General features: G+C 31.0%; 18 protein-coding genes. 11 read left to right on the plus strand and 7 right to left on the minus strand.

The window, feature by feature from the left end; genetic code table 11:
• The first annotated feature begins 2 nt into the window (after window positions 1-2).
• Together IEV77_RS15860 and IEV77_RS15865 are read left to right on the plus strand one after the other, a co-directional pair.
• Window positions 3-2,597: an ATP-binding protein gene (locus IEV77_RS15860; RefSeq protein WP_188466607.1), complete on the plus strand. Its 2,595-nt coding sequence runs from the start codon at window positions 3-5 to the stop codon at window positions 2,595-2,597.
• A 259-nt stretch (window positions 2,598-2,856) separates the two neighbouring features.
• Window positions 2,857-3,885 carry an AraC family transcriptional regulator gene (locus IEV77_RS15865; RefSeq protein ID WP_188466609.1) on the plus strand — a complete coding sequence of 343 codons (1,029 nt, stop codon included), beginning with the start codon at window positions 2,857-2,859 and terminating at the stop codon, window positions 3,883-3,885.
• 96 nt (window positions 3,886-3,981) lie between these two features.
• Here the strand turns inward: IEV77_RS15865 and IEV77_RS15870 are convergent, their stop codons facing one another.
• Together IEV77_RS15870 and IEV77_RS15875 are read right to left on the minus strand one after the other, a co-directional pair.
• Window positions 3,982-4,134: a hypothetical protein gene (locus tag IEV77_RS15870; protein WP_188466611.1), complete on the minus strand. Its 153-nt coding sequence runs from the start codon at window positions 4,132-4,134 to the stop codon at window positions 3,982-3,984.
• A 12-nt stretch (window positions 4,135-4,146) separates the two neighbouring features.
• Entirely contained in the window at window positions 4,147-5,511 is a 1,365-nt protein-coding gene (locus IEV77_RS15875) for an NAD-dependent succinate-semialdehyde dehydrogenase (protein ID WP_188466613.1), read from the minus strand.
• 189 nt (window positions 5,512-5,700) lie between these two features.
• Here IEV77_RS15875 and IEV77_RS15880 point away from each other — a divergent pair, with 189 nt between their 5' ends.
• From IEV77_RS15880 to IEV77_RS15910, 7 genes are all read left to right on the plus strand, one after another.
• On the plus strand, window positions 5,701-6,033 hold the full coding sequence (locus IEV77_RS15880; protein ID WP_188466615.1) for a YtxH domain-containing protein: 333 nt from the start codon (window positions 5,701-5,703) through the stop codon (window positions 6,031-6,033).
• Window positions 6,034-6,036: 3 nt separating this feature from the next.
• Window positions 6,037-6,384: a hypothetical protein gene (locus IEV77_RS15885; RefSeq protein WP_188466617.1), complete on the plus strand. Its 348-nt coding sequence runs from the start codon at window positions 6,037-6,039 to the stop codon at window positions 6,382-6,384.
• A gap of 47 nt (window positions 6,385-6,431) precedes the next feature.
• Window positions 6,432-6,641: a hypothetical protein gene (locus IEV77_RS15890; protein WP_188466619.1), complete on the plus strand. Its 210-nt coding sequence runs from the start codon at window positions 6,432-6,434 to the stop codon at window positions 6,639-6,641.
• A 437-nt stretch (window positions 6,642-7,078) separates the two neighbouring features.
• A complete protein-coding gene (locus IEV77_RS15895; protein WP_188466621.1) occupies window positions 7,079-7,528 on the plus strand; it encodes a ferritin-like domain-containing protein in 450 nt (149 codons plus the stop codon).
• 229 nt (window positions 7,529-7,757) lie between these two features.
• The gene (locus IEV77_RS15900; RefSeq protein WP_188466623.1) at window positions 7,758-7,919 is read left to right on the plus strand and encodes a DUF1328 domain-containing protein; all 162 of its coding nucleotides are present in this window, start codon (window positions 7,758-7,760) and stop codon (window positions 7,917-7,919) included.
• A 36-nt stretch (window positions 7,920-7,955) separates the two neighbouring features.
• Entirely contained in the window at window positions 7,956-8,126 is a 171-nt protein-coding gene (locus tag IEV77_RS15905) for a hypothetical protein (protein WP_188466625.1), read from the plus strand.
• 110 nt (window positions 8,127-8,236) lie between these two features.
• On the plus strand, window positions 8,237-8,560 hold the full coding sequence (locus IEV77_RS15910; RefSeq protein WP_188466627.1) for a hypothetical protein: 324 nt from the start codon (window positions 8,237-8,239) through the stop codon (window positions 8,558-8,560).
• Window positions 8,561-8,594: 34 nt separating this feature from the next.
• Here the strand turns inward: IEV77_RS15910 and IEV77_RS15915 are convergent, their stop codons facing one another.
• Complete coding sequence (locus IEV77_RS15915; protein ID WP_188466628.1) at window positions 8,595-8,975, minus strand: arsenate reductase family protein; 381 nt, start codon at window positions 8,973-8,975, stop codon at window positions 8,595-8,597.
• Between the two features lie 94 nt (window positions 8,976-9,069).
• Here IEV77_RS15915 and IEV77_RS15920 point away from each other — a divergent pair, with 94 nt between their 5' ends.
• Both IEV77_RS15920 and trxB read left to right on the plus strand, forming a co-directional pair.
• A complete protein-coding gene (locus tag IEV77_RS15920) occupies window positions 9,070-9,639 on the plus strand; it encodes a hypothetical protein (RefSeq protein ID WP_188466630.1) in 570 nt (189 codons plus the stop codon).
• 121 nt (window positions 9,640-9,760) lie between these two features.
• Window positions 9,761-10,741, plus strand: coding sequence for a thioredoxin-disulfide reductase (trxB, locus tag IEV77_RS15925; protein WP_188466631.1), 981 nt, complete (start codon window positions 9,761-9,763; stop codon window positions 10,739-10,741).
• A gap of 139 nt (window positions 10,742-10,880) precedes the next feature.
• Here the strand turns inward: trxB and IEV77_RS15930 are convergent, their stop codons facing one another.
• The 4 genes from IEV77_RS15930 to IEV77_RS15945 form a co-directional block, all read right to left on the minus strand.
• Window positions 10,881-11,594: a head GIN domain-containing protein gene (locus IEV77_RS15930; RefSeq protein WP_229736696.1), complete on the minus strand. Its 714-nt coding sequence runs from the start codon at window positions 11,592-11,594 to the stop codon at window positions 10,881-10,883.
• A gap of 136 nt (window positions 11,595-11,730) precedes the next feature.
• A complete protein-coding gene (locus IEV77_RS15935) occupies window positions 11,731-13,503 on the minus strand; it encodes a PspC domain-containing protein (RefSeq protein ID WP_188466633.1) in 1,773 nt (590 codons plus the stop codon).
• A complete protein-coding gene (locus IEV77_RS15940) occupies window positions 13,500-13,841 on the minus strand; it encodes a PadR family transcriptional regulator (RefSeq protein ID WP_188466635.1) in 342 nt (113 codons plus the stop codon). The genes IEV77_RS15935 and IEV77_RS15940 overlap by 4 nt, the downstream gene beginning before the upstream one ends.
• A gap of 187 nt (window positions 13,842-14,028) precedes the next feature.
• The gene (locus IEV77_RS15945) at window positions 14,029-14,505 is read right to left on the minus strand and encodes a DUF4870 domain-containing protein (RefSeq protein WP_229736697.1); all 477 of its coding nucleotides are present in this window, start codon (window positions 14,503-14,505) and stop codon (window positions 14,029-14,031) included.
• Window positions 14,506-14,519: the final 14 nt, after the last annotated feature.

Raw genomic sequence — 14,519 nt, forward strand, 5'->3', positions numbered from 1 at the left:
TTATGGATTTTAAGCGTGTATATACCACTTCTAAAGCGTATATCATTTTATTAATTGTAGCACTGGTTTTACTTGTTGCAACAGCTAGTATGGCTTATATGCAAATATTACACATGCAAAAATCTTCCGAACTTGTTAAACACACGCTTCGGGTTTATAATAATTTAAATATCTTAACAACCCATTATTCAAAAGCTGAATCTGAAGAATTTAGAGGAGAGCTCTTAAAAACTGGAGGTTCTGGTCAGGTCTTCAAGGATTATAGGCAAGAAGGGCTTGATATTATAGATAATTTAAAAAATCTCACTGCAGATAATGCTATTCAAGTAGAACGCTTACAATCATTAAGTATTTTATTAGATAGATTATATAGTCAACTACAACAGTTGGACGCTGTAAATTATAAAAATAGTCAAGAAGCTATTTCATATAAGCAATCACAAAAAATGAAGATTAATGGAACTTTGTTCCATATTCGTGGTTTAACAAATCAAATGCTTTCTGCGGAGCAAAACTTAATTCAAGAACGTGAAAAAGCTTACGATTCTGAAAAAGCTTTAGCTCCTCTAACATTGTTAATGCTTACGTTTATTTCAGTATTAGTGTTTGTTCTTTCATTTATTAGGATCTATAAAAATAAAATCCGTTTTCGAGAATCTGAAGCTTTTTTAAAAAATGTATTGTCTACAACAGATAATATTGTTAACTATTATGAACCCATTTTCGATAAAAATAACAATGTAGTAGATTTTAAGATTATTTATGCCAACGACTGCAATCGCGATTATTTTGGTTTGGAACCCATTGATATTGTAGGAAAACAAGTTTCCCATGTGTTTCCATTTTTATTAAATAATGGTGAGCTGGAAAAAATGAAAAAATCTTATAATGAAGAAACTAAGGAGATTTCAGATAGGCACATAATTGTTCAAGATGAAAAAATGTGGTTTCAATCTCTAGTAACACCTTTAGGTAATGGTATTTTGGAAACTGCTAGAAATACAACTTCAGAAGAAAAAGCCAAGGAAATCCAATTAACCTTTAATAAACGACTAGAGAAACAAAACCTTCAACTATTAGATAGTCGTGCTTTTTTGGGTAATATTTTTAAAAGTATCTCGCATGTTATCATGCACTTCAAAAGCATTCGTAATGAAAAGGGTGTAATCACCGACTTTGAAATTCTTTTTGTAAACGAAAGGATTAATCCTGTAACTGGGGATATTCCCGAGGATTTAAAAAACAAATTGGTTTCCCAAGTTTTTCCTAATGTTTTCGAAAATCATGTTTTCGAAAATTTGGTTAATGCTATAGAACTAAACAAACCCCAGGAATACGAGGCGCCTTATGAAAGAAATGGTATTACAACTTGGTTTAGTGCCACAGCTATCAAATTAGACGATGGAGTAACCGTTACAACTAGAGATATTACTGAAGAGAAACTAAAAGCAAATGAACTTATAAAACTAAACGAGCAGCTTGTTATTAGAAACTCCATTTTAAACGATGCAGAAAATATAGCAAAAATTGGTAGTTTCCTATGGTATAAGGATTCTGATAAGTTTGAAATTTCAGAAAATTTATTACATATGTTAGAAATGGAAACTAGTGTCTTCGAAATTTCATATGAAACATATAAATCGTTTATTCATCCAGACGATCTGGTTTTAGTAGAAGAGAAATCAAATCAATCTAATAACAATGCAATACCTACAGAATATACCTATCGCGTAATTACTAAAAAGGGCAATGTAAAACACTTTAAAACCAATGGACAGCTGTTAAATAAAGGTGAAGAAGACATAATGATTGGCGTGGTCCAAGATGTTACTAAAACCATTGAAGCTGGAGTGGAATTAAGAAAAAGTAATCTAGAATTAAGACGAAGCAATGCCGAACTGGAATCCTTTAATCGTGTTGCAAGTCATGACTTACAAGAGCCACTTAGGAAAATTCAGTTGTTTATTTCAAGAATTGAAGATAAAGAATCAGAGAACTTTTCTAGTAAAGGCATTGAATATTTTCAAAAAGTAAAAAATGCAGGAATACGCATGCAGTCGCTGATACAAAATTTATTGGCTTATTCTAGAATCGATAGTTCGCGGACAGATTTTGAGACTATCGATTTGAACCTTGTTCAAGAAAAGGTTTTAGAAGACTTAGCAACAAACATTCAAGTTGCTAATGCCATAATTAAATTAGACGACCTGCCTGGGATTAAAGGTGTCTTTTTTCAAATGGAGCAATTATTTGCCAACTTAATTTCAAATGCTTTAAAATATAAGTCTACTATAGACACACCTATAATAGAAATTACTTCTAAAAAAATTGCGGCTATTGATCTCCCGGAAAATGTAATTAGAACCAATAAGTACTATTATAAAATAACATTTACAGATAATGGTATTGGTTTTGACGAAAAGTATGCAGACAAAATTTTTGAGGTCTTCCAACGCTTGCACCAAAAAACTGAATATTCAGGTACTGGTATCGGTTTGGCCATTTGTAAAAAAATTGTAGAAAACCATAATGGTTTTATGTATGCCAAAGGAAAATTGGGCGAAGGTGCTCAGTTTATAGTTTATTTACCTGCTTAAAACCCTTTTTTTACCTTAAATAAGTCCAATAATTCACCCTTTTATTCCTCTCTACTAGTAATAATATTTTCACGATTTTTCTACTTTCTTTTAGCCCGAAAAACCATTTTCCTTTAATTTTGGAGCTTTATTAACACATTTTAACCTTAAATCCAATAGTTGTATAACATAATGCAAAAATTGTGTAATAGAATATGCTGTCTCTGTTACGACCTTTATCATGTATTAAAAATCAAACCAAAACTTAAATCACAATCCAATGAAAACAGCATATTTAAAATCAGGTGTTATTAAAACCATGTTAGAACAATTAAAAGCTAATTTGGGTGGAGAATTAACAAGAGAACTACAAGAACATACCTTAATAATAGATAATGAAATAGGAAAAGGTATTATAAAAGGAATGTCTTTAAAAGGTGGAATATCCTATTTAGAATTTGATATGGTTTTTTATCACGATTTGGTATTGTCTATAAATACACCAGAAAAAAACCCAATTTATTTTACATATTGCTCTAAAGGTACTTTAACACATAGTTTTGGTGTTGAAGGTGAAAAACGCACCTTAGAAAGCTACCAGACAGGTATTTTAACCAGTAAGAAAATGGATGAGAATATTTTGTACTTTAAAAAGGATGAAGCGTTAAAAACTACCTTAATTACGGTTCAAACCACTAAAAAGGGATTGAATGCTGGAACAGATGAATTAAAACAAAAATTACGTGAAACATTTTTTAAGAATGATGTAGCAGAAAATTATTTATACATAGGATCTCATAACTTAAAGATTGCCGAAAAAATTGAGCAACTGAATGCTATTTCTCAAGATGGGATTGTAAGAAGTTTATTAATACAAGGATTGGTTCATGTTGTTTTAGCTTTGGAAATTCAACAACATAAAGACGATCTTCAAAATAACTTTTTACAAACAGGTACTTTAACCCATAGAGATATGGATGTTATTAAAGAAGTCTCTCAATTTATAAATGAGAATTCTGAAACTCAAATAACAATCACACAATTGTATGGCCAATTCGGACTTTCTCCATCAAAACTTCAAGAAGGTTTTAAATTGATGCATGGACATACCGTTACAGAATATATTAGAGAGATTCGTATTAAAAATGCTGAAGAGCTAATTAAAAATACTGATATGAATATTTCTGAAGTGGTTTATACCATTGGTCTTACTAGTAGAAGTTATTTTTCGAAAATATTTAAAGAAAAATATAACTGTAGCCCAAAAGATTATAAATGTGCACAACAATCAATGTTGATTTCAGCATAATTTGTAAGAAGTTCAAAACATTAAGTTTAACAATATTTTAAAACAAAAAGCTCAACTTAGGTTGAGCTTTTTTGTGCTTAAAAGAAATGGTTAATATTAAAACCATTTAAAATATAAGCCAGAAGCTACAACAGCAATGGCTAAAATAATCAAGGTCAAAATGATGAATGTTGCACCAAACCTGGTTTTTTTATCATCTTGTAATAAATAATCTTTTGTATTTGAATCTTCATCTTTAATAATTGGCATAATGTTTCGTTTTTAATGGTTAATATATACTGTTTTTTTATTTACAAATTCTTGAATACCTTCTTTGGAAAGTTCTCTTCCATAACCAGAAGCTTTGGTTCCTCCAAAAGGTAATCTTGGATCTGACTTTACAAGTTCGTTTATAAAAAATGCGCCATCTGAAATTTGAGATATTTGTTTTCTAGCTTCTAAAAAATTCTCTGTAAAAACCATTGTTCCTAAACCAAATTTTGAGTTGGAGGCCATTTGATAAGCTTCATCATTATCTTTTACTTTTATAATGGCGGCAACTGGGCCAAATGTTTCGTCATCAAAAACAGACATTCCAGGTTTAACATCTATTATAATAGTGGGTTCAAAATAAGCTTGGTCTTTTCTGTTTCCTATCACTACTTTGGCTCCTTTCTTAATAGAACTATCGACTTGTTTTTTTAAAGTGTCTGCTAAATCTACTCTAGCCAAAACACTAATTCTGGTTTCTGGTTCCTTAGGATCTCCAATTTTAAGGTCATTCACTTTTTTTGTGAATTTTTCTAAGAATTCCTCGTAGATCGCTTCAACAACAATAAATCTTTTGGCAGCAATGCAACTCTGACCTGTATTTTGCATTCTAGCGGCAACCATGGTTTCTATATGCTTATCTAAGTCAGCATCAGCTAAAACGATACATGCATTGTTTCCTCCAAGTTCTAAAACGGCTTTTTTAAGATTTTTCCCAGCAATTTCAGCCATATGTCTTCCTGCTTTTTCGCTACCCGTTAAGGAAATGGCCTTAATTCTTTGGTCTGCAATTAATGCGTCTATTTGGTCATGATCTGCTATAAGTGTTTGGAAACAGCCTTTTGGAAAGCCACTAGCATCAAATAAATCTTGGATAGCTAAGGCACATCCGGTAACATTACTAGCATGTTTCAGGAGGACTGTGTTACCAGCAGTTATGGTTGGGATTGCAAATCTAAGGACTTGCCAAAATGGATAATTCCAAGGCATAACCCCTAAAATACAACCTAAGGGGTCATAACTTATAAAGCTTTCTTTAGCATCTGTTTTAATAAGGTCGTCTGCTAAAAATTGGTCTGAATTTTTAGCGTAGAAGTCGGCTAAAAACACACATTTTTCAATTTCAGTATTACTTTGCGAGATAGGCTTGCCCATTTCCTCAGTCATAAGCTCACTATAAACTTGTTTATTTTTAATCAAGTTTTTTGATAGTTTTTTTAGAAGCTTGGTTCGATCTGAAATTTCAACATGTTTCCATGTTTCAAATGTTTTTTCTGAAAGAGCCAAACAAGTTTCTATTTTTGATTTAGAAAATTGTTTATACTCCTTAATTTCTTCGCCGTTATATGGATTAATTGTTTTAATTATTGAAGACATAATGATGTTTTTTATTAATTATTAAAGTTCCTTTTTTAAAAGCCAATGGCTTAACCTATTCCATAAAACAATTGACTCTTATGGGTATAACTGTTAAGGTTAATAATTTACTTTTTAGCGTTAATACACTTCGTAGTTTATTCCGAAATTTGTTTTAGAACAAATAGTTAAACTTAAAAAAAAAGAATTATGTCAAATAACGGAAGTACAGGATTAGGAGTTTTAGCAGGAGCAGCACTAGGTGCAGTTTTAGGTATATTATTCGCTCCAGAAAAAGGAAGTGTAACAAGACAACGTATTGCAGATCAAGCAGAATTGCAAAAGGAGAAATTAAGTTCTTCAGCAGCAGGTTTGAGAGATAAAATTGCTCATACAGTTAGTGTAGAAAAACACAGTTTAAACGATAAAGTAGAATCTATAGTAACTGATGCAAGTTATAAAGCTGAAGATGTAATTACAACTCTTGAAGCTAAACTAAAAGATTTGAAAGCAAAAAATAAGCAATTTCAAAAAACAGTATAAACTATGAATGTTTTTGAATCTTTAGGTCAATCTACAGATAAAGCTACAGATATTGGTGAAGCGTATTTTAAAGCGTCTAGCCAGTATCTTAAGTTGAAAATATTTCAGCAGATAACCTTATCGGTCAGTTTTATTACAAAATTAGTTGCTGTAAGCATGCTTGTGTTTTTAGGACTTATTTTTTGTGCAATTGCTGGAGCGATGGCTATTGGTGAGATTTTGGAAAATTTACTTTTAGGATATCTTATAGTAGGAGGATCTTTTCTACTAATTGGAATTATTTTGTTCATGTCAAGAGCTTTCATTAATAAATTAGTTCTGCAGAAAATTGGTTCCAAATTTTTTTCTTAAAAAGAACATCGAGTATTTAAATGAATTTTAAAAGACTTCAATAATTTATGAAACCATCATACAAAAATTTTGAACAGATTGAAACCGAATTACAGCTTTTAGATTTAGAAAGACAAGTTGCTTGGGAAGAATTGAAATTATTAAAAACAGAGTTCAAAGAAGATTTTAGGCCTTTAAATTGGGTAGAACCAATTATTAAGGGAGCTAGTAAATATGGTTTGATCATGTTAATAAAAAAGATTTTCTTTAAACGTTAATTATTAGACTTTAATTATGTTGAGGTCTTAATGCTAGATCAAAATACAAAAAACAAGATATTTAGTTAATCCTTAACTAATACTTATAAAATAGATATGCATTATTGCTTAAAAAAGGCAACTTTATATTCGCAAATGCATCTAAAAAGTACATGGAAGCTAATCTTTAGGTTTCCCATACCTATACATTTTTAATAGAATAATTTCAATTTCAGTACTATTACATAATTGGATCTATTCTTTAGATTTTAATATTTGTATAGAATAAAATTCATTTTTGAATTGCGTTAAACTTTGATTTTTTAGGATTAACCAATGCGCATTTCTTTCCTTAATTTTATTATATCAATAATAGTTTCGTCTTATATCATAGACGTTAAGATGTAAAACAGCAAACATCTCTAAAAAAATTGCTCAAAACCTTAATACATATTATTATGAACTCATACACAAAAGAAGTAGGAAGCAAACTTAACAATTTGTTAGAAAAAAATTACGATGCTGAAGCTGGTTATAAAAAAGCCGCAGAACATACTAAAAATACAGCATTAAGAAATTATTTCAGTCGTAAAGCGGCAGAACGTTATAATTTTGGTCATCAGTTAAAATCTGAGATTACAAATTATGGTGAAAAACCAAAAGAAGGTGGTAGTGTTGCAGGATCTGCACACAGAACCTGGATGGATGTAAAAGCCATCTTTTCAACAGACAATGAAGAATCCATGCTGGAAGAAGCAATTAGAGGAGAAAAAGCTTCTGTTGAAGAGTATAACGACGTTCTTAGCGAGGTAGATTTACCTCCAACTACTAGAGGAATTGTGATGGAACAAAAAAACACCATTTCTCAAGAACTGAACACTATTAAACGTTTGGAAGATTTAAAATAAAATATCCATGTAGTTATTTTGAAAAGGGGATTCTTTTAATTAAGGTCTCTTTTTTTTTGTTCCAAATGCTTTTTTAAGTAAACAAGTTAATTTTAAAATTTACCTAAAAAAATCCATTTGAGTTAAAGGTTATATCGATAAAGCAAAACACAACTTTAAGTTTTAACGACCTTTATATTATAGAAATCTGATAGCCAGTTTTCTAATATTAACCATAAAAACAAATATTATGTTACGTTGGACAATCACTTTTATTATTATCGCACTTATAGCCGGAGTTTTAGGATTTGGTGGAATTGCTGGAGCATCAGCAGGAATTGCTAAAATCTTATTTTTCATTTTTATCGTGCTATTTATCGTCTCATTATTCATGGGAAAGAAGAAAATTTAATTAGAGTATAAACACTAACCCTTAAAACCATTAATCATGAAAAAATTATTTTATATATTTTTATTCTCATTTACTATGTCCTTGGTATTACCAAGTTGTAGAGAGAAAAAAAACGATAGTATTGAAGACGTCGCAGACGATGTAGGAGATGCAGTAGATGACGCTGCAGATGAAGTAGGAGATGCAGTTGACGATGTAGTACACTAATAATAAAAACACAAATTTATAAAAATTAGTTAGTTGGTTTGGTAGTAAAGGCAGATAAGCGATTTTATAATAGCGAATCTGCCTTTTTCATTTAAAAAAAACATACAATTATGCAACAGGAAAGAAACGAATTAGACGTTATAAAAAAATATCAGGACAAAGGTTATACAAGTAATTTTAAGTGTGAAAACGATTTATTAATTGAGCTTGAGAGTAAAAACACGTATCAACCTGAACAAATTACTATAGAAAGAGAACATCGATTTGAGGGATTAAGTAATCCGTCGGACATGTCAATTTTATATATTATAAAAACAGATGATGATTTTAAAGGAATGGTTACTGCCAGTTACGGAGCCAAAAGTGATACAGATGTTGATGACTTTTTTAAGAGGATTCCAAAGCAGAATGATCATTCCAATGATGATATCTAAGACTTGATATCCTTATAAAGAGACTTTTATGTATTTATTCTTTTTCTAAAAGTTTAGAAATCTCGGAAGGTATTTCAATTAAATAATATTTATCACCATCAATTAATATAGGACAACGCAAGGTCTCAGGATAATTTTGGATCACTTTTATCCAATCTTCTTTATCTAAATTAATTCCAGAATCGAAATTTGCCTTGAAATTTGGATGTTCTTGATTAACAAGCTTAGAAAGAATGGTATTTAAATTCTCTGAAATTTCAAGCCATTGCATTCCAGTAACTTTAGTTTTTGAAATATCAATAGCCAATATCTTTTTATTTGTTGCTTGTAAAAAGCCATAGGCTTGTTTACCTAAAGATGTTTCAGAATGATAATAAAGAATTACTTGATTTTGATTTGTGGCAATAGTTCCCATAATTTTTTTTTAGAAAATAAATCTACTTTTTAATGGCTTGATAATCTAACTGTAAAAATTATAATCTTAATTCATTTAAACATGCTTAAGCACCATGAAAGAATTTTTAAAACAAAATAAACGTGCCATTTTTGGCGGAATCATAACGTTTGTAATAATCGCTATAAGTGTTTTTTTACTAGGTAATATTTCTGGTTATGAAGCAAGAATTCTTTTAGGTTCTTCTTTAATGGGAATTAACATGCTTTGTAATACCATAATTTTAGCATCTGCAACCATTTTGGCCTTACTTTTAACCTTATTAGGAATTAGCTCAGGAACAAAATCTAAGTTAAAAGACAGTCATTATTTAGGAGTTATGAGTATTGCTAAAATAGACACTTTCCTTTTTATTATTACCCTTATCTTATTTCAGTTGTTTAATATTCCTATTACAGAAGCAGACAATGTACCAACCATTTGGTTTAAAGTTATTTATTGGGCAACATTAATTATGTCTTCCATGTTAAGTGGTTTAATGGTGGTGGTTATTTTAATGTTGTATAATACAGTGAGTAATATCATTCTGATTGTTGGCCTAAAACAAGATCATCCACTTTTGTATCATGAGAAAGAAAAAGCCAAGAAAGATAGAAAGGATTTAGAAAAGGACAACAAGTCTTAGAATTAGACACATTGAAGAATGTAAATAATAAAGGCTTATATCGTCATAATAACTTTTAATAAGTTTCATGTAAGGTTTCTTTTAAAAATTCTACTTTTGTAATATAAAATTACAATCGATTATGTCTGAAACAATAGAAAAAGTAAAGTGTCTAATTATAGGATCTGGACCTGCAGGATATACTGCAGCAATTTATGCTGCCAGAGCAAATATGAAACCTGTTTTATACCAAGGAACACAACCAGGAGGCCAATTAACGACAACCAATGAAGTTGAGAATTTTCCAGGATATCCAGATGGTATTACTGGCCCAGATATGATGATAGAATTACAAAAGCAAGCCGAACGTTTTGAAACAGATGTGCGAGATGGTTGGGTAACTAAAGTTGATTTTTCTGGTGACGTACATAAAGTTTGGGTTAATGATACTAAAGAAATTCATTGTGATACAGTTATTATTTCTACAGGAGCTTCGGCAATGTATTTAGGCTTAGATTCTGAACAAAAATACTTAAAATTAGGTGGAGGTGTTTCAGCCTGTGCCGTTTGCGATGGTTTCTTTTATAGAAATCAAGAAGTCGTTATTGTTGGTGCAGGAGATTCTGCTTGCGAAGAAGCTCATTATCTATCTAAACTTTGCAAAAAAGTAACCATGTTGGTAAGACGTGACGAGTTTAGAGCTTCCAAAATTATGGCAGCTCGTGTAAAAAACGCAGAGAATATTGAAATCTTATTCAATACTGAAACTGATGAGGTTTTAGGCGATGGCCAAGTAGTTACGGGTGTACGTGTTTTTAATAACAAAACGAATGAAAAGCACGAGATTCCAGTAACTGGATTTTTTGTAGCTATTGGTCACAAACCAAATACAGATATTTTTAAAGGTTTTTTAGATTTAGACGAAACGGGTTATATTATTAATGTACCGGGAACATCTAAAACTAATATAGAAGGTGTTTTTGTTTCTGGAGACGCAGCAGATCATGTGTACAGACAAGCTGTTACGGCAGCAGGAACTGGTTGTATGGCCGCTTTAGATGCAGAAAGATGGTTGGCTGCAAAAGACTCTTCGTTTGAAGTATCTACTTCTAACTATAATTAATTAGAATAATTTATATATTTAAAAACCCGAAAATGAAAGTTTTCGGGTTTTTTGTTTTTTAGGAACTTTGGGAAAAGTAAGGTGTCATTTTTTAAGACTATTCCAACCCAAATAAGGTGAAAATTTCTTTATAATTATATTAATCTCTTTTTATAGTCCCAGAAACGCCATCACTTTTTTCAAGAATGTTGGGATTCCCTATATATCTAATATCTCCGCCACTAGAGGCTTTCGCAGTTAGCTCCTGGGTGTTAACAACAATATCTCCACCACTAGAAGTTACAACTTGTGCATTGATTGACTCTAGATCTTCAGCTTCAATAGAACTTCCGCTTGAAGCTTCCGCAATAAAGGTTGTTGTTTTTCCAGAAAGCTCCATATCGCTGCCGCTGGTGGAATTGCAAATAACCGTATCGGTATGAATATTTAATTCCATATCACTGCCACTTGTCGAATCTAATTCTAAGTCTGTAGCCTTTATGGTATTTGTTGAATAAACTTCGCTGCCACTAGTAGCTGTAATAACTTGAAGATTTTTAAAATTTAAATGAATTTTTTTCGAAGTACTTCTTCCAATATTTTCACTTGTAGAAATAACCAGAACATTATTTTCAATAGTTGTAGTAATAATATCATGAAGATTTTCGTCGGCTTCAACTGTTAAACGTTCTGCGTTGCTTTGTGTTAAATATAAATCGAGGCCTCGACTTACTTTTACAGCATTAAAAGACTCATTTAATGCTCTTTCTTTTGTGGAAACTTCGCCGTTTCCCTTAACTCCCATGTCGAAATTGCATGACATCATTAGGATGGCTAGAATAATGGATGCTGAAATTTTTGTTAGTGTACTCATATCTGTTCGATTTTTGATTAACCCTCCGAAGCTTAGAAGCGTAGGAGGGTGGTTGATTAGTAATTCAAAGATTGATTATTTATAACTGTTTAGAAACGAAATATTCCTGAACTGTTCTTTTTTATAGATGAATTGATTAGTTTCCATCTGTTGTAATATTGATTCCGTTTTCGTCTATATCAACTCTCACACTTTCGCTCTCGGCTTTTACACCTTGTTCGTTAATTTTTAAACTAGAATCGTTCGATATAATATCTACACCATTCTCGTCTATTTTAACCCTGGAGTTGTTATTATTGATGTCTATATTAATATTTATATCTTCTGGACAATCTTCACAAAGAATGCCATTATCAATAATTTTTAGGAGAAATCCTTCCATGCCATTATCTAAAATATCGTTATATCGACTCGTATTACTATGGAAACTAGAAGTGTTATCGTCTGCAATTAAAGTGGTTCCTTCTGGGAGATATAGAATAATTTCTATTTCTTGATCACTAAATTTGTTTTCATATTCAGTTGTTAAATATGAATCTAACATCAATTCGTTATTCCTTAACGTATAGTTATATTGAATGTTTTTTGCACGTTCTTTAGCTTGTTGATAACTGCTGCCTTCAGCGCTTTTTTCAATATTGATTGAAGCCACACTATCTTTTGTGGATCTTACAATGAGTCTTACATCCGAAGAGAATATTATTTTTTCGTCTTCTTCATTATAAACTAATTGGAAACCACCATTTCTATGAATACTTTTCTTATAAGTATCGTTGCCATACATTTTAATATTTAAAGTGTCGTTTGCTCTAATATTCAGACTTACTTTTTCTGTAACACTTGCATCAAAAGCATGTTCGCTGGCTTGTTTAACACCAATAACAATTAAACTTATAATAGCTAATAACCAAACGCCTAATAGGGAGAATTTAGCAATGTTACCAATAGATTTTAAATTATTCACTAAAATTTTCAATCCTAAATAGAATACAAAGAAAAACGGCACTCCAATGGCAAAAAACAATAATAAGGATACTAGCCAAACGGGTGTGTTTGCTGCATTGGCGGCATCAATAAAATCGAAGCCCGGAACATTAATAATATCTGAAATTCCAACTGTAAAGAAGCCAATAATCAAACCAATTAATGTAGAAGCTCCAACTATAATTAAAATGATTCCAATGAATTTGGCGAAAATATTTAGAAAAAACATAATGATGTCTCCAAGCGTATCAAAAAAAGATTTGGAACTGGATTTTATCTTATTACTTTGTTTAGAAACATCAATGTTTTTTACAGTATCTGAAACGGTTTGTGACACATTTTCAAACCCGTCTTTAATTTTTTTTTCGATGTTACTAATATTAACAGGCTCGCCAGTCATGGTTAACTTGTCGGCAGTTGTCATTGCTTCCGGAACTAAAATCCAGAATAATATATATATAAAGATAAATGTTCCACCAGAACCAATGGCAAGTAAGATCCATAGTAAACGTACCCAAAGTGGATCGATACCTAAATAATGACCAATTCCAGATGCTACACCTCCAATATAAGAGTTGTCTGTGTCTCTAAATAATTTTTTAGAGCGTCCAGATGGTCTGCTTTGATAAGAAGATTTTGGTTCGTCTTCAAAGATTTCATCATCAACCAAATAATCTTCTGGTTGTCCCATAATGGTGATTACTTCTTCAACTTCTTTATTTCCAATAACTTGTTTTTCATGTTTTATGCGTTCGCTAAAAAGTTCGGCGATTCTTGCTTCAATATCAGAAATGATTTCAGAACGTCCTTGAGAGTCGGTAAATGAACGTTTTATAGCCTCAAGATAGCGTTGTAATTTTACGTATGCATCTTCATCTATATGAAAAAATATACCTGCTAAATTTATGTTGACTGTTTTATTCATTTTGTTGTAGTTTTTTGACTGGTTACTATATTAACTGCATTTTGTAATTCACTCCAAGTGGTGTTTAATTCGTTTAGAAACAATTTGCCTGTTTCTGTAAGACCGTAATATTTTCTTGGTGGTCCCGAGGTCGATTCTTCCCATCTATAATTAAGAAGTCCAGCATTTTTAAGGCGTGTTAGTAATGGATAGATGGTTCCTTCAACAACTAACAACTTGGCGTCTTTTAAAGTTCCTAAAATTTCTGCAACATAAGCGTCCTCATCTTTTAAGACAGATAATATGCAGTATTCTAGGACACCTTTTCTCATTTGTGCCTTTGTGTTTTCAATTTTCATATGTCTATGCTATTTTTAATTAAGGTTTCATGCAATTCGCATTTTAGACCTACTATTTTTTTTGATGCTTTAAATAATACTTGTGTCATATTCTAAGCGTTTTTAATTGTTTTAAACTGTTCATTTTTTTATTATTGATTTTTCTCCAACAATTTGTAAAGTTGATTTTTGAAGGAGGATTGATGATTTATTTTAAAAAGTTGATTGTTAATGGGTACTTGTAATCTTGACCTTCCTTTGCAGCCAAGCTTGCTTTTACTATAAAAACTAATTCTAGTATAAAACCAATTACTGCTACAAATCCTAATCCACCAGTAATGTATAGCAGAGGAGAAGGTTTGGTTAAGCTAATATGGATGCTGTTAAAAGCATCGATATCTAAAAAGTTGAAACCATCGAAAAAGTTAAACACAAAAAAAGGAATGGTTAGCATACCTAAAAGAATAGCATATAGTAAAATACTTAGCTGAAAATTTAAAGCCTGTTTTCCATGAGAATCTATAAAGTCAGATTTATCCTTATTTGCAACCCACAATACAATTGGTCCAATAAAATTTCCTAGTGGAAAAATAAACCTAGAGAAGGTTGATAAGTGAATAAACGTGGCAATATTTCTTTGGTTAGTATCGATCATTTTAAAAGCATATAATAGTTTCTTATGCAAATATATATCTTAAA

Origin of the sequence: Xanthomarina arctica, from assembly GCF_014638915.1 — a bacterium.
GTDB classification, from domain to species: Bacteria; Bacteroidota; Bacteroidia; order Flavobacteriales; family Flavobacteriaceae; genus Xanthomarina; species Xanthomarina arctica.

What these genes read in the sequence shown, in the direction of transcription:
- IEV77_RS15860 (WP_188466607.1), top strand. Translation starts at nt 3, where the DNA reads ATGGATTTTAAGCGTGTATATACCACTTCTAAAGCGTATATCATTTTA.
- IEV77_RS15865 (WP_188466609.1), top strand. Translation starts at nt 2,857, where the DNA reads ATGAAAACAGCATATTTAAAATCAGGTGTTATTAAAACCATGTTAGAA.
- IEV77_RS15870 (WP_188466611.1), bottom strand. Translation starts at nt 4,134, where the DNA reads ATGCCAATTATTAAAGATGAAGATTCAAATACAAAAGATTATTTATTA.
- IEV77_RS15875 (WP_188466613.1), bottom strand. Translation starts at nt 5,511, where the DNA reads ATGTCTTCAATAATTAAAACAATTAATCCATATAACGGCGAAGAAATT.
- IEV77_RS15880 (WP_188466615.1), top strand. Translation starts at nt 5,701, where the DNA reads ATGTCAAATAACGGAAGTACAGGATTAGGAGTTTTAGCAGGAGCAGCA.
- IEV77_RS15885 (WP_188466617.1), top strand. Translation starts at nt 6,037, where the DNA reads ATGAATGTTTTTGAATCTTTAGGTCAATCTACAGATAAAGCTACAGAT.
- IEV77_RS15890 (WP_188466619.1), top strand. Translation starts at nt 6,432, where the DNA reads ATGAAACCATCATACAAAAATTTTGAACAGATTGAAACCGAATTACAG.
- IEV77_RS15895 (WP_188466621.1), top strand. Translation starts at nt 7,079, where the DNA reads ATGAACTCATACACAAAAGAAGTAGGAAGCAAACTTAACAATTTGTTA.
- IEV77_RS15900 (WP_188466623.1), top strand. Translation starts at nt 7,758, where the DNA reads ATGTTACGTTGGACAATCACTTTTATTATTATCGCACTTATAGCCGGA.
- IEV77_RS15905 (WP_188466625.1), top strand. Translation starts at nt 7,956, where the DNA reads ATGAAAAAATTATTTTATATATTTTTATTCTCATTTACTATGTCCTTG.
- IEV77_RS15910 (WP_188466627.1), top strand. Translation starts at nt 8,237, where the DNA reads ATGCAACAGGAAAGAAACGAATTAGACGTTATAAAAAAATATCAGGAC.
- IEV77_RS15915 (WP_188466628.1), bottom strand. Translation starts at nt 8,975, where the DNA reads ATGGGAACTATTGCCACAAATCAAAATCAAGTAATTCTTTATTATCAT.
- IEV77_RS15920 (WP_188466630.1), top strand. Translation starts at nt 9,070, where the DNA reads ATGAAAGAATTTTTAAAACAAAATAAACGTGCCATTTTTGGCGGAATC.
- trxB (WP_188466631.1), top strand. Translation starts at nt 9,761, where the DNA reads ATGTCTGAAACAATAGAAAAAGTAAAGTGTCTAATTATAGGATCTGGA.
- IEV77_RS15930 (WP_229736696.1), bottom strand. Translation starts at nt 11,594, where the DNA reads ATGAGTACACTAACAAAAATTTCAGCATCCATTATTCTAGCCATCCTA.
- IEV77_RS15935 (WP_188466633.1), bottom strand. Translation starts at nt 13,503, where the DNA reads ATGAATAAAACAGTCAACATAAATTTAGCAGGTATATTTTTTCATATA.
- IEV77_RS15940 (WP_188466635.1), bottom strand. Translation starts at nt 13,841, where the DNA reads ATGAAAATTGAAAACACAAAGGCACAAATGAGAAAAGGTGTCCTAGAA.